This window comes from uncultured Shimia sp., from assembly GCF_947498095.1.
Lineage (GTDB): Bacteria > Pseudomonadota > Alphaproteobacteria > Rhodobacterales > Rhodobacteraceae > Shimia.
On sequence record NZ_CANMJE010000004.1, the window covers coordinates 94,797 to 108,820 of the forward strand.

Below are 14,024 nucleotides of genomic sequence, written 5' to 3' on the forward strand. Positions count from 1 at the left end.
GCAATGCCCCTCATTGTGTCGCAAGTTTTGACGTTGAGTTACTTGCCGCGCAGGCGGATCACCACGTCGACCTTGGCTATCTCGGCCCCTTCCGGCACATCCGGCAAACGGCGGATTTCCAGTTGGTCGGCGGGCGCATCAGTCAGTTCACGACGATCTTCCCAAAAGAAATGCGGGTGATCGTGGGTGTTGGTGTCAAAATAACTCTTGGAGCCATCCACCGTGATCTCTTGCATCAAACCGGCCGAGCAAAAAGCCCGAAGCGTGTTGTAAACCGTTGCCAGTGAAACACTTTCGCCGTGATGACGGGCGTCATCAAACAGGCTTTCGGCTGTCACATGCCGGTCCATCCCGTCGCCGACAAGCAATGCCGCCAGCGCCACACGTTGCCGTGTCGGGCGCACGCCTGCATCTGAAAGCCACTTGGCGCCGGTGTCGTTTGCTTGCTGGTTCATTGGGCGAGACCTCTGGTTCACATGGCAATATAGCGTCTTTGGTCGGGGGTTTTCAATTGAAATTCATTTGCAGGCGCAACACGCCCACAACACGGCCCTGTGGCATGGGCGCACTTGCAGGACCTGCGGGCACGATGATAGAGGAGTCGAGAGGTGACTATCAGATCAAAAAGGGGGCGTGCCTTCATGGCCGATTATCCAACGAGCTTTGACAAAGAAGGACTGCTGAAATGCGCGCGCGGCGAGCTTTTTGGCCCCGGAAACGCACAATTGCCTTTGCCTCCGATGCTGATGATGGATCGGATCACCGATATCTCGGCTGATGGTGGAGAGTTCGGCAAAGGCCATGTTGTGGCAGAGTTCGATATCACGCCCGATCTTTGGTTCTTTGAGTGCCACTTCCCCGGCAACCCGATCATGCCCGGCTGTCTGGGTCTCGATGGCCTTTGGCAGTTGACCGGCTTTAACCTCGGCTGGCGCGGTATGCCCGGCAAAGGCATGGCGATGGGCGTTGGCGAAGTGAAGCTGAAAGGCATGGTGCGTCCGGATCGCAAGATGCTGACCTATCACGTGGATTTCACCCGCATCATTGATCGCAAACTGAAGTTGGGCGTCGCCAATGGTCAGGTGTTTGCCGATGGCGAAGAGATCTATCAGGTCAAAGATATGCGTGTCGGCCTTGCGCCCGAGTAACCGGTGACCGGTTTCCAATTGCTAAGTTGAAAGAGGCCTGCGGGCCTCTTTTTCGTTTGAGATCCAAGCAGGATCTACGCGGGACTAAGCTCGGCTCAGATCAAGTTCCATTTGCCCCGGGCCCGCGTCTCGGAAGGCAATTCATGAAACAACCGCCGATAGTCGCGCGCAAATTTTCCCATATGCCAGAACCCCCAACGGTTTGCCACGTCGACAATGGGCATCTCCGGTCCGAACTGAACCAGTTCGTCACGGACTTTGGTCAGACGGAGATGCTCAAAATAGACCTTTGGTCCGAAACCAAAATACTCAAGAAAAGCACGATTGAGCGTGCGCCAGCTGCTGCCGCTTTGAGCACAAATATCGCTAATGCGCGCCGCTTCTGGCGCCAGATATTCCATCACTTCGATCGCCCTCTGGCGCGCCTTGGCCCGACGCGCGGGCGTGCTCTTGTCGTCATGCTGGGCGTCGTCATCTGTCATGGAAAGCACCAAAGCAGAGGCGATTTCATCTTCGTACTGGGGGGTGAACGGGGCGCCGTTTGCCGCGAGGCTCTCTAAAACATGCGCAGCTATTCTAGATCGCCGCCTTGACGCGTTGGCCGACGAAATCACGCCAAATTGCCGGAAGGTCGCGCTATTGACGACACCCAGCTTTTTACACAGATCGCTGAAGAAGGCTTCTGGCAGCGCAAATGTCAGCCCCTGAAACCCGTGTGGCGACAGACCTTCGAACGACGTGCCACTGCCAAAAGACAGCAAAGCACCGACCTTTGCAGGCACGTCTTTCCATTTCTCCACCCCGCCGCAAATGGGCACGCCGATGGTTACGCAGCCCTTTGGCCCGCTGCCCATCTGATGCAGGCCCAGATTGGATTTAAAATCCAGAATAGCGATGTTCTCACACTGCACCTTGGCCACGGCAATGTGCGTTTTGCCCGGTTGAGTTTGCCGAAACTCTGTCTCCCAAGGCGAAATTTCAGACAACAGGTTTGCGTTTTGCAGAACCAGGTGCTGTGGCTTTGGTATGAGTGGTTCTGGCGAAATTATGATGTGCCTTTTTGACGCCATGAGCTATCTGCGTTCTCAGGTGTGGGGGTCTCTCTTCACGTGTGAACGTAGCGTATCCGAATTGGCTCGGAGTGGCAAAATCAATTGGCCGCGATATCTACCTTCCTGTGATATGACGTTCCTCACGACAGGACAAAAAAGACAGCGGCAAACGGAGACCAAACAATGCTTGGAAGAATGACAATGCTGGCACTGGCGGCATGTGCGTCAACCGCCTATGCGCAACAAGAACCTATTGTGCGAGACGGAGAGTTCAATTTCCTGCAGGCGCAGTACAGTGAAAAATGGGATGCACAAGACGTTGAGATCGACGCCAAACTGTCCGAGCTTTACGCGGCCAACGGCGGCAAGCCCCCAAATATCCTGTATGTCCTGATCGATGACGTAAGCTTTGGTCTTATGGGCAACCGTGCGATGAATTATGTCGCTGGTTTTGACACGCCGAACATCAACGAATTTGCCGGTGAAAGCCTGTCGCTGATGCGCATGTACACCGAGCCATCCTGCACACCAACCCGCACGGCCTTTCTGACCGGCCGCCACCCGGTGCGCGCCGGGCAGGAAGAGGTGAAGGTTGCTTTGGTCGGCGAAGGTCTGGCCGCCGAAGAGGTGACCATTGCCGAAGTCCTGAAAGCGTCCGGCTATAACACCGCCCATGTCGGGAAATGGCACCAGGGCGATATCGAACAGTCCTTTCCCCATAATCAGGGCTTTGACGTGGCCTATTTCCCGGTCCACCAGCAGGTTCAACTAAGCCTGATGACCAAGGAAGCGGCGCAGGCGACCAACCTCAACGGTTGGCATCCATCAACGCAGTCCGGCCAGTTTGCTCTGGACCAGTTCTTTAAGCCGTACGGGCTGGTGACCGGCCTTGAAGCCGAGGTTGGCGGCCAAGCCCGCGAAGTCGGGCTTGAAGCTGGCGAGGAATGGACGCAGGTCCACTACGAAGAAATGAACGACCGCTACCAGCGCCAGATCATGGAACAACTCGAACGCCTGTCCGGCAAGGAAGAGCCGTTCTTCCTGCAGTATTGGCCCTTGTTCCCGCTGAACTTTACCTATTCCGAGCAACAAACCAGCCGGAATGGCGGGTTCATGGCTGACAAGATGGAAGTGATCGACGAATGGTTCGGTGACCTGATGGCCAAGGTGGACGATTTGGGTCTGGCCGAAAACACGCTGGTCGTTTTCATGGCCGACAACGGTATTTTCAAACAGTATTCGCCAAATTCAGGCATGCAGGAGTTGATCTATCGTGGTGGCAAGGCTGAGCACCTTGAAGGTGGCGTGCGCGTCGACGCCTTTGTGCGCTGGCCCGGTGTGATCGAGGCAGGCAGCTATGCTGGCGACATCATTCACGTCTCTGATCTTTACACCACATTCGCGCGGATTGCCGGGGCGACCGATGGTATTCCACGTGACCGGGTGATCGATGGGGTCGACCAGACCGCCCTGTTGCTGGAAGGCGAAGGCAACTCGCGCCGCGACTATGTCTACATCTACGAAGGCCCGGTTTTGCGCTCGATCGTGAAGCAGGAATTCAAGATGCACATGCCGGCTCCGGGTGTTCCCGGCGCGGCGGCACCTGTGTTCAACATCCTGCGCGACCCGCGCGAGATGAGCCCGGATATCGGTGGCTCGCTCTGGTCGGGGGCATCGTTCCAGGACATGGCCAAACGCCACGCACTCACCATCGCCAAGTACCCGCACCTGCCACTCGGCACAGGCGTGCCCTATGAAGGCATCGAAAACCTGCGCCCCGAAAGTGAACTGGCGCGCAAAAACTTCGCCAGCTGGCACTAACGAGCGGACTCTTTGGCGAAGACGGAAGAACTGACAGTAAAAAGAGGCCCTCGGGCCTATTTTTTGGTCTTGTTGCCAAAGCCGCGAATGGCGGGTTTGGGCCCGATCAAGACATTCAAATCTATGTCTCGTCGGCGTCCGATACGCCATTTGCTGTTGTTCGGAGAGTAGCAGGCTCATATTTTAAGGCAAACAAGCCCGGACGAACACCCAAGCGATGCACGAGATTAGTTTCACCAGACTGCCCGAGATCGATCCATCCGAGATCGTCGCGCACATGTCCGACCCGCGTGTGGCGGAACACATGCCTTTGCTGAATTTCGAATGGGATGAGGCCGCTGTCGCCAAGTTCGTCGCCACCAAAGAGGCATGCTGGAACCGCGATGGGCTTGGCCATTGGGCTATATTGTTTAACGACAAGTATGTTGGTTGGGGTGGTTTTCAGAAAGAGGGGGACGAGTGGGATTTCGGGTTGGTTCTCAAGCCAAACTCATTCGGTCTTGGTGCGCGCATTTCAAGAAAAGCGATCGATTTCGCCATTGCCGACAAGCGCATTCCATTCGTGACGTTTCTGCTGCCTCCGTCGCGCAAGAACTTTAGTTCTTTCGACCGACTTGGCGCGGTTTTTGTCGGTGAGCAGGAGTACGATGGGGAGACCTTCCTCAAGTTTCAGCTGGAAACCGAATGATGGCTAAGTCCGCAAAGCGGAAATTCCACGGATCATCCTATCTAACTGGTCTGAAACCCCCAACTCGGCCAACGCATCTTGCACCCCTGCCCCGCAATGCCTACTAAAGACCTAAGCAGATAAGGGAGTGCACGTATGCGTCGTGTCGTCGTCACCGGACTGGGCATTGTTTCGTCCATCGGCAACAATGCCGAAGAGGTTATCGCCTCGCTGAAAGCCGGAAAATCGGGTATCGAAGCCAGCCCTGAAATGGCCGAGCACGGGTTCCGCAGCCAGATTGCGGGCACGCTCAAAATTGACACCAAAGAGCATATCGACAAGCGCACCCTGCGCTTTATGGGCGATGGCGCGGCCTATGCCCATATTGCCATGCAACAGGCGATTGCGGATGCGGGGCTGGACGAAGACGATGTCGTGAACGTGCGCACCGGCCTTGTTGCCGGATCGGGCGGGCCTTCGACCAGTGCGATGCTGACCGCGCACCAAACTGTCGCCAAAACCGGCGCGACCAAGCGGATCGGGCCATTTGCCGTGCCAAAGTGCATGTCGTCCACGATCTCGGCCAATCTTGCGACCGCGTTCAAGATCAAGGGCATCAACTATTCGATCACCTCGGCCTGCTCGACCTCTCTGCATTGCATCGGCAACGCGGCAGAGCAGATCATGATGGGCAAACAGGACGTGATGTTTGCCGGCGGTGGTGAAGAGCTGGACTGGACGCTCTCGTGCCTGTTCGATGCCATGGGCGCCATGTCCTCCAAGTATAACGATGCCCCCGAGACCGCCTCGCGCGCCTTTGATGAAAACCGCGACGGGTTCGTGATTTCAGGCGGCGGCGGCATCGTGGTGCTGGAAGATCTGGATCACGCGCTGGCGCGTGGCGCCAAAATCTATGCCGAAGTCACCGGGTTTGCCGCCACCTCGGACGGCCACGACATGGTGGCCCCGTCCGGTGAAGGTGGCGAGCGAGCCATGCGTCTGGCACTGTCGACCCTGCCCGAGGGGCGTGAGGTTGGTTATATCAATGCCCACGGCACCTCGACCCCCGTCGGGGATGTCGGCGAAGTTGAGGCCGTGCGCCGGGTGTTCGAAGGCCAGACCCAACCGCCAATTTCCTCAACAAAATCAATGACTGGACACGCTCAGGGCGCGGCTGGCGCATTGGAAGCGATCTTCTGCCTGTTGATGCTGGATAATGACTTCATCACGCCCTCGATCAATGTCGAGACGCAGGATCCAGCCATCAATGACGGCGAAATCGCCACGGCGCTGGTCGAAAACGCAGGACTCGACTCAGTGATGACCAACTCTTTCGGGTTTGGCGGCACCAATGGCTCGATGATCCTGTCGAAATACAAAGGATAAGCGGCATGAGTGGACTTTTGAAGGGCAAACGCGGCCTGATTATGGGCGTCGCCAACGAACGCTCAATTGCCTGGGGGATCGCCAAGGCGATGTCCGAAGCCGGCGCCGAGCTGGCCTTTACCTATCAGGGTGAAGCCTTTGGCAAGCGCGTACGCCCCTTGGCCGAAAAACTGGGCAGTGATTTTCTTGTCGATGTGGACGTCACCGATGACGCCTCGCTCGACGCGGCTTTCGAACAACTGGGCGCCAAGTGGCCCACGATCGACTTTATCGTGCACGCCATCGCCTATTCCGACAAGAACGAGCTGACCGGGCGGTTCCTCGACACCAGCCGCGATAACTTTAAGAATTCGCTGGATATTTCCTGTTATTCCCTGATCGAAGTGGCGCGCCGCGCGCACCCTTTGATGAAGGAAAACGGCGGTGGCACAGTCCTGACCCTGACCTATCAGGGCTCAAACCGCGTGACCCCCTTCTACAACGTTATGGGCGTTGCCAAGGCAGCCCTTGAGGCCGCCACGCGTTATCTGGCCAATGACCTTGGCCCCGATGGCATCCGCGTCAATGCGATCTCGCCCGGCCCGATGAAAACCCTTGCGGGCGCGGCCATCGGTGGCGCGCGCAAGACCTTCCGTCAGACCGAAGCCAACAGCCCCTTGCGCGCCAATGCGACGCTTGAGGCGGTGGGCGGTACAGCGGTGTATCTGGCGTCAGATGCAGGCTGTTTCACCACCGGTGAGATCATCCGCGTCGATGGCGGCTATCACGTCTTGGGCATGCCGCAGTCAGAGAACCTGTAATTTTAATCAAATTGCAGATGTTACGGTAAACCGCGCCTCTGGCGCGGTTTCTTCCGTTTTATACCAATCCCCCACACTTCTTTTGGCCGCAAATATCCCGGGGTGAGCGCCGCAAGGCGCGAGGGGCAGCGCCCCTAGGCCTGCAGCATCTCGACGACAAGCCGCGCCATGATCTCGCCCGTCGACCCGTCAGTGGCTTGCAACCCGCCTGCCCCGGACCATTGCGCCCCGTATCCGGACTCGCCTGCTGATTTGGCCGCCGCGCCCAGTGCCTTGGCGGCGTCATAGGCCACCGGATAGGCCGGAATGCTGGCCTCGGTGTGTTCAGACCAGTCGATGAACCGATTGCGAAGACAGCGCGCGGGACGCCCCGAAACCGCAGGCGTCAGGGTTGCGGGGTGCGACGCAGGTGCGCGAAGTGCGGCGCGATAGGCCGGGTCGGCCAGAGATTCATCGCAAGCGATAAACGCCGTACCAAGCTGCGCGGCCGACGCGCCAAGCGACAGCATTTGCGCAATGTCTGCACCGGTCATGATCCCGCCGGCTGCAACAATGGGAAGGTCAATCTTAGTCACGAGTTGCTGGACAAGATCGCCCGTGGACAATTGCGCATCCGGCCCGGCAGGATCAAAAATGCCGCGATGCCCTCCGGCCTCGATGCCCTGTGCCACAACCGCGTCGATGCCCGCCGCCTGACAGGCCCTTGCCTCATCCAACGACGTGGCGGAGGCAAAGAGCGTCACCCCGGCCTGTTTCAAGGCTGAGATAACCGACACCGGTGGCAGGCCAAAGTGAAAGCTGACAACTGCCGGGGCCTCGTGAACCAGCATCTCTTGCATCGCGTTGTTGGTCAGAAAACTCTGATAGATTTCTGACAGGGCATCTGGTGGAGAGACCTCGAACCGTTGGAACATGGGCGCCATAGCTTCGATCCAGGCGGCTTCGACCTCTGCATCTCGGGCCACCACTCCGTGGCAAAACACGTTAATATTAAAAGGTTTTTGGGTCAGTGCCCGTGTCTCGTGAATTGCATCACGGGCGGCGTCAGCCGTCATCGCTCCGACCCCGAGCGATCCCATGCCACCAGCGTTGCACACGGCGGCGGCCATGGCCGGACTGGATACGCCCGCCATCGGCGCCTGAATGATCGGGTGTTCAATGCCGAAACGCTGATGCAGCCAATGGGTCATGACGTGATCCTCCCTTACCCGCAGGCTGCGACAAGTCAGACCAAAAGAAAAGCCCGCAAAAAATGCGGGCTTATTCGTGATTGCTTGCTAAACCGGCTTAGCCGATCGAGACCAGCTCCAACGCAAAGGTCAGGTCTTTGCCCGCCAGCATGTGGTTGGCGTCCAGCGTCACAGTGTCGTCGGTCAGCTTGGCAACCGTCACCGGCATCACCTGGCCTTGGGGGGATTGCATCTGCAACTGCAGACCCACTTCCAATGGGATTTCGGCGGGGATCTGATCGCGCGGTACGTCTTGCATGGCTTCTGGGTTGATCGGGCCATAGGCCTGATCGCAGGGAATTTCGATGGTCTTTTTGTCGCCCACTTCCATGCCGGTCACACCGGTGTCAAAACCGGGGATCACCTGACCAGAGCCCAGAGTGAATTCCAGTGGCTCACGCCCGTCCGAGCTGTCAAAGACCGAGCCATCGCTCAGGGTTCCGGTATAGTGAATGCGGACCGTGTCGCCCGATTTTGCAGCAGTCATGAGATGTCCAGTTCTGGTGGTAAAGGCGGGGCGGCCCCGCAGAAAAAGTGGCGCACCCTAAAACGTGATGCCCTGAAAGGCAAACAAGTGGCAAATGGGCTTTGACAGCGCCGATGAGCCTGCCAGTATGCGACATTAAAGAGGGGGACTGTCATGGCCATCACCACATGCGTATTTGACGCTTACGGAACATTGTTTGATGTGGCCGCTGCTGCACGCGAAGCCGCCGGCGAACCGGGACGCGAGCAGTTTGCGAAGCATTGGCCCACGGTGGCCAACGACTGGCGGTTGAAGCAATTGCAATACACCTGGCTGCGCGCGATCACCGGGGCGCATACGGATTTCTGGGAAGTGACGCAGAATGGGTTGGATTGGGCGCTGGAAAACAGCGGCCTTGGCGGGGATGCGGAACTGCGGGAACGGTTGTTGGCACTCTACTGGGAGCTTTCGGCCTATCCAGAGGTGCCAGCGATGCTACACGCACTCAAGGCCAAAGGGCTGAACACGGCGATCCTGTCCAATGGCTCGCCCGACATGCTGGACGGTGCAGTGCAAAGCGCTGGCGTCGGCGACGTTCTGGATGATGTTCTAAGCGTGGAAGATGTCGGCATCTTTAAACCCGCAGATGTCGTCTATGAGCTTGTCACCAAACGATTTAACTGCGCGCGCGACGAGGTTTTGTTTGTCTCGTCAAACGGTTGGGATGCAGCGGGGGCGACCGGATACGGGTTCACCACGGCTTGGGTCAACCGCGCGGGCGAGCCGATGGACCGGCTGCCGTGGACGCCACAACATGTATTGAGCGATCTTACCACCATTCCCGACCTGACTGGAGCTTGAATGCCCCGCTTTACCACCTCGGACAACCTGTCCCTGCATTATACCGACGAAGGCGAAGGCCCAGCGCTTTTGTGTCTTTCCGGCCTGACGCGCAATGGCGCGGATTTTGGCTATACGATGCCCGCGCTGGCGGGATGTCGCATCATCCGGTTGGATTATCGCGGGCGTGGCCAGTCGGACTGGGCCGAGGATTTCATGACTTACACCATCGCGCGCGAAAGCCAGGATGTGCTGGAGCTGATGGACCATCTGGGTCTGGAAAGTGCCGCCATTCTGGGCACATCGCGGGGGGGGCTGATCGCCCTCACCCTGGCGGCGATTGCGCGCGACCGGGTGGCGGGTGTGTGCTTTGTCGATGTCGGGCCGGTGCTGGAACTGGCGGGACTTGCGGTGGTTGTGGATTATCTCGGCCGTAATCCGATCTGGAAGACGCTTGATGAGGCGGTAGAGGTGATTGGTAGCCGGATGGCTGGGTTTGCCAACGTGCCGCAAAGCCGCTGGCGTGAAGAGGTGGAAAAACACTTCATCGAGGCCGACGGTGGTTTGACGATAAACTATGATCCGAAACTGCGTGATGCCGTGTTGGCGGGATTTGATCCTACGGCCGAAGCGCCAGACCTCTGGCCCTTGTTTGACGCACTGAAGGGTGTCCCCGTGGCGGCCATTCGCGGCAGCAATTCCGACCTGATGAGTGCCGCGACGCTGGACGAGATGCAAAGGCGAATGCCGGGGATGATCGCGGCGGTGGTGCCGGATCGCGGGCATGTGCCCTTTTTGGACGAGGCAGAATCGGTGGCGGCTCTGCGCACATGGATTGAGGACCTGAACAGATGAACATCGACATGATCCGCGCGGCGGCGGAGCGATTGGCGGGGCATGCCCGCCGCACGCCACTCTTGACCTCGCCCTTTCTGGACGAGATCGCCGGTCGCAGGGTTCTGGTCAAGCCGGAATGCCTGCAACACACGGGGTCGTTCAAATTTCGGGGCGGCTGGTCGGCGGTCTCGGCCCTGGACGAAGATATCCGCAAACGCGGTGTGATCGCCTTTTCCAGCGGCAACCACGCGCAAGGAGTCGCGCTGGCGGCGGCAAAGCATGGCGCACCGGCTGTGATTGTGATGCCGACGGATGCACCGCAGATGAAGATCGACAACACCCGCGCATTGGGGGCTGAGATTGTGCTCTATGACCGGCCCGGCGGCGAAAGCCGCGAAGAGGCCGGGCGCCACCATCAAGAGGCACGCGGGCTGACCATGATCAAACCCTATGACGAGCCGCAGGTGATTGCAGGACAGGGCACAACCGGTCTTGAGATTGCCGCGCAGGCCGCTGAACTGGGTGTTAAGAACGGCGATGTTCTGGTCTGTTGCGGCGGTGGCGGGTTGACCTCGGGCATTGCTCTGGCGCTGGAAGCCGAGGCCCCCGGCTTGCGCGCGCGCCCTTGTGAGCCGGAAGAGTTTGACGACGCCACACGGTCACTGGTCAGCGGACAAATCGAAGAGAACGCGCGCAAGTCGGGCGGGATTTGTGATGCAATCGTGACCCCCAGCCCCGGCGAGATCACCTTTCCCATCATGAAACGCCTGTGCGGCCCCGGGATCGTGGTCAGCGAGGATGAGGCGATGCAGGCCATGGCGCTGGCCTTTTCGCGGTTAAAGATCGTGGTGGAACCGGGCGGCGCAGTGGCACTGGCGGCGGCGTTGTTTCATGAGGACAAGATCGCGGGTGAGGCCGTGGTGGCGGTCTGCACCGGTGGCAATGTGGATGCCGAATTGTTTGGCGAGGCATTGGCGCGATTTGGTTGAGAGGACCCCGCCTGTGGTAGGGTCGGAATTTGAGTATTTTTGGCAATACGAAGCAAGGGAGGGCGTTTCTGTCACCCCGGTGTTTCGGAAGGAAGAGGTATGACCCGGTTTACGATTGCATCCTTTAACGTGAAGAACCTGATCGGAGCGGATCAGGAATACTATGAGTTTCAGACCTACACGCCCGAGGAATACGCCTGGAAAGAAGACTGGATGGCGCAGCAGATGTTCTCGATGGATGCTGACATCGTCGGATTTCAGGAGATTTTCGAAGAAAAAGCCCTGCGCGATGTTGTTACCGAGACGGATCGGATCGGGCAGGAAAGCAATGACGCGGTGCTGCCGTCGAAGACCAAGAGCTATCGCAAGAAAGCGATCTTTCGCAAGCTGGGCTACACGCCTTACAAGGACGCGGCTTTGGCTTTTGCGCCCAATGTGAATGACACCGGCCTGCCCGGAAAGCGGCGGCCCGGTCTGGCGATCCTGTCACGCTATGGCTTTGTCGGCACGCCCGAGGTCATTCAGGAACTCAAAGACCCTCTGACCATTCCATTTCGGGAGTTGACCGGCGAAGACGCGGGGGCCTTTACGCTCAGTCGCCTGTCACGCCCGATCCTCAAGGCCCGCATTCCGGTCGGCGCACATGTGGTGACGGTGTTCAACTGTCACCTCAAATCGAAACTGGGCGAGTATCTGAAGCCCGGTGGCGCCGACTTTGCCCCCGAGGCAGACCTGACGCGCTATGATCCGGTGGGCCGTGCGCTCGGGTCTTTGCGCGCAGCTGTCCGGCGTATGGCTGAGGCTTGGGTTTTGCGGCGCGAGATCGTGGCCGAACTGCGCAAGGGAAATCCGGTGATGGTGCTGGGCGATTTCAATGATGGCGAACATGCGGTCAGCTCGGAGATTATCGCCGGAGAGGTGCCGTTCCGCAATTATTCGTGGATGCTGCGCCATAACGCCAAAGACCGCAACGACCGCTATTCCAAGGAAGACAACCTTGCCATCAAGGGGGCCGTCGACGCACATCGTCTGACCAGTGCCGAGAAGCTGTTCGTGCGCAAATCCTTGCGGGATATGGTCTATACTTCGGCCTTTGGCGGTGTTTATGAGAGCCTCGACCAGATCTACATGTCGCGCCACTTTCATCCCGACAACGATGAGCGCATTGGCGAGATGGAGTATTTCAGCGTCCTGAACGACCATATCACCGATGGCAGCCACGCAGAGGCGCCCTATAACAAGCTGGCAAGTGACCACGGTCAGGTGATGGCCCATATGAAAATCGGAGACTAAGCGATGAAAATGGCTGATCTGGGCGATGTGCGCCTGCATTACCGCGAAGATGGCGACCCAAACGGCGCACCGATCGTGTTCGCAAACTCGTTGGGGACAGATATGCGACTGTGGGACCCGGTCCTGCCGCATCTGCCGGATGGCTTGCGGATCATCCGCTATGACAAGCGCGGGCATGGGTTATCGACCTGTCCCAGTGGGGCCTATTCGATGGGCGCATTGGTGCGCGATGTTGAGCAGCTGTTGGACATGCTTGAGGTGCGCGAGGCGATGTTTGTCGGCCTGTCCATCGGCGGGCTGATCGCGCAAGGACTGGCGGCCAAACGGCTGGATTTGGTGCGCAGCGTCGTTCTGTCCAACACCGGCGCCAAGATCGGCACGCGCGAGGTGTGGGACACGCGGATCGGGGCTGTCACAGACGGCGGCATGGAGGCGGTAGCAGACGCCACGATGGAGCGTTGGTTCAGCAAGGATTTTGCCAAAACGCCCGAGCTGGAGATATGGCGCAACATGCTGACGCGCACTCCGGTTGAAGGATTCATCGGTTGCAGCCACGCAATTGCGGGCACGGATTTCTATACGCCGACTGCCGCGCTGCGCCTGCCTGTGCTGGGCATTGCCGGGTCCGAAGACGGTGGTACGCCGCCCGATCTGGTGCGCGAAACGGTCGATCTGGTGCCGGGATCGCAGTTTGCACTGATCCGGCGCGCAGGGCATTTGCCGTGCGTCGAGAAGCCCGAAGAATACGCCGAACTTCTGACCAATTTCCTGCGAGAAACGGGCCATGTCTGACATCCTTTTGGTGCACGGGTCCTGTCACGGGGCGTGGTGTTGGCACGATCTGCTCCCGGCGCTTGAAGCAAAGGGCCATGACGTGCGTGTGATGGACATGCCAAGTCACGGCGCGGATGAGACGCCGCTGGATCAGGTCACACTGGAAAGCTGCACCCAATCCGTGGTGGATGCCTTGGGTGACGACACCGTTGTGGTGGCGCACAGTTGGGGTGGGTTCCCGGCGACCTTGGCGGCGGATATTGCGCCAGAGCGGATCAAACGGTTGATCTATCTCTGTGCCTATGTGCCACGCGAGGGGCTGTCACTGGTGGATATGCGCAAGCTCGCGCCAAGACAGCCAATCCTGAAGGCGGTGGATCGCGGTGAAGATGGGATGTCTTATGGTGTCTATCCCGAACATGCGCAGGAGGTGTTTTATGCCGATTGCCCGGCCGGCACGACCGAGTTTGCGCTGGAGCATCTGAGCATTCAGGCCACCCTGCCTCAGACCACGCCCGCGCGATTGGGAACGGGGCATTCAAAGGTGGAGCGCAGCTACATCCGCACGCTCTACGACAACGCGATCCCGACCGAGTTTCAGGCGGAAATGGTGGCGGATTGGCCACGCGAGGACGTCTATGAGATGGCGACCAGCCATTCACCGTTCTTCGCTGACCCCAAAGGATTGGCCGCGATGATTGATAAGATCGTAGAGGAATAAT

At 58.7% G+C, this 14,024-nt stretch carries 15 protein-coding genes; 11 read left to right on the plus strand and 4 right to left on the minus strand.

What is annotated here, in order from left to right; all coding sequences use genetic code 11:
- Positions 1-38 precede the first annotated feature (38 nt).
- Entirely contained in the window at positions 39-455 is a 417-nt protein-coding gene (irrA, locus tag Q0932_RS09265) for an iron response transcriptional regulator IrrA (RefSeq protein WP_299351652.1), read from the minus strand.
- A 186-nt stretch (positions 456-641) separates the two neighbouring features.
- On the opposite strand from irrA, the gene fabA reads away from it, so the two are divergent.
- Entirely contained in the window at positions 642-1,148 is a 507-nt protein-coding gene (gene fabA, locus Q0932_RS09270; RefSeq protein ID WP_299351654.1) for a bifunctional 3-hydroxydecanoyl-ACP dehydratase/trans-2-decenoyl-ACP isomerase, read from the plus strand.
- Between the two features lie 95 nt (positions 1,149-1,243).
- On the opposite strand, the gene Q0932_RS09275 is transcribed toward fabA, so the two are convergent.
- The gene (locus tag Q0932_RS09275) at positions 1,244-2,134 is read right to left on the minus strand and encodes a helix-turn-helix domain-containing protein (protein WP_299351656.1); all 891 of its coding nucleotides are present in this window, start codon (positions 2,132-2,134) and stop codon (positions 1,244-1,246) included.
- Between the two features lie 249 nt (positions 2,135-2,383).
- On the opposite strand from Q0932_RS09275, the gene Q0932_RS09280 reads away from it, so the two are divergent.
- The 4 genes from Q0932_RS09280 (at position 2,384) to Q0932_RS09295 (ending at position 6,874) form a co-directional block, all read left to right on the plus strand.
- Positions 2,384-4,021 carry a sulfatase-like hydrolase/transferase gene (locus Q0932_RS09280; protein WP_299351658.1) on the plus strand — a complete coding sequence of 546 codons (1,638 nt, stop codon included), beginning with the start codon at positions 2,384-2,386 and terminating at the stop codon, positions 4,019-4,021.
- 217 nt (positions 4,022-4,238) lie between these two features.
- Positions 4,239-4,709, plus strand: coding sequence for a GNAT family N-acetyltransferase (locus tag Q0932_RS09285; RefSeq protein WP_299351660.1), 471 nt, complete (start codon positions 4,239-4,241; stop codon positions 4,707-4,709).
- Positions 4,710-4,844: 135 nt separating this feature from the next.
- Entirely contained in the window at positions 4,845-6,074 is a 1,230-nt protein-coding gene (fabB, locus tag Q0932_RS09290) for a beta-ketoacyl-ACP synthase I (RefSeq protein WP_299351662.1), read from the plus strand.
- A gap of 5 nt (positions 6,075-6,079) precedes the next feature.
- Positions 6,080-6,874, plus strand: a complete 795-nt coding sequence (locus tag Q0932_RS09295) for an enoyl-ACP reductase (RefSeq protein ID WP_299351664.1) — start codon at positions 6,080-6,082, stop codon at positions 6,872-6,874.
- A gap of 134 nt (positions 6,875-7,008) precedes the next feature.
- On the opposite strand, the gene Q0932_RS09300 is transcribed toward Q0932_RS09295, so the two are convergent.
- Complete coding sequence (locus Q0932_RS09300; RefSeq protein ID WP_299351666.1) at positions 7,009-8,064, minus strand: nitronate monooxygenase; 1,056 nt, start codon at positions 8,062-8,064, stop codon at positions 7,009-7,011.
- A 97-nt stretch (positions 8,065-8,161) separates the two neighbouring features.
- Positions 8,162-8,590, minus strand: coding sequence for a peptidylprolyl isomerase (locus Q0932_RS09305; RefSeq protein WP_299351668.1), 429 nt, complete (start codon positions 8,588-8,590; stop codon positions 8,162-8,164).
- Positions 8,591-8,743: 153 nt separating this feature from the next.
- Between Q0932_RS09305 and Q0932_RS09310 the strand changes: the two genes are divergently transcribed.
- The 6 genes from Q0932_RS09310 to Q0932_RS09335 all read left to right on the plus strand — a co-directional run bounded on the left by Q0932_RS09310 (position 8,744) and on the right by Q0932_RS09335 (position 14,023).
- Positions 8,744-9,430 carry a haloacid dehalogenase type II gene (locus Q0932_RS09310; protein WP_299351670.1) on the plus strand — a complete coding sequence of 229 codons (687 nt, stop codon included), beginning with the start codon at positions 8,744-8,746 and terminating at the stop codon, positions 9,428-9,430.
- Positions 9,431-10,264 (plus strand): alpha/beta hydrolase, encoded by an 834-nt coding sequence (locus Q0932_RS09315; protein WP_299351672.1) that lies wholly within the window; start codon positions 9,431-9,433, stop codon positions 10,262-10,264.
- The gene (locus Q0932_RS09320) at positions 10,261-11,235 is read left to right on the plus strand and encodes a threonine/serine dehydratase (RefSeq protein ID WP_299351674.1); all 975 of its coding nucleotides are present in this window, start codon (positions 10,261-10,263) and stop codon (positions 11,233-11,235) included. Before Q0932_RS09315 ends, Q0932_RS09320 begins: the two co-directional genes overlap by 4 nt.
- Before the next feature lie 99 nt (positions 11,236-11,334).
- Positions 11,335-12,528, plus strand: coding sequence for an endonuclease/exonuclease/phosphatase family protein (locus Q0932_RS09325; RefSeq protein WP_299351675.1), 1,194 nt, complete (start codon positions 11,335-11,337; stop codon positions 12,526-12,528).
- A 3-nt stretch (positions 12,529-12,531) separates the two neighbouring features.
- Positions 12,532-13,320, plus strand: coding sequence for a 3-oxoadipate enol-lactonase (gene pcaD / locus Q0932_RS09330; RefSeq protein WP_299351677.1), 789 nt, complete (start codon positions 12,532-12,534; stop codon positions 13,318-13,320).
- Complete coding sequence (locus tag Q0932_RS09335; protein ID WP_299351679.1) at positions 13,313-14,023, plus strand: alpha/beta fold hydrolase; 711 nt, start codon at positions 13,313-13,315, stop codon at positions 14,021-14,023. The genes pcaD and Q0932_RS09335 overlap by 8 nt, the downstream gene beginning before the upstream one ends.
- Position 14,024: the final 1 nt, after the last annotated feature.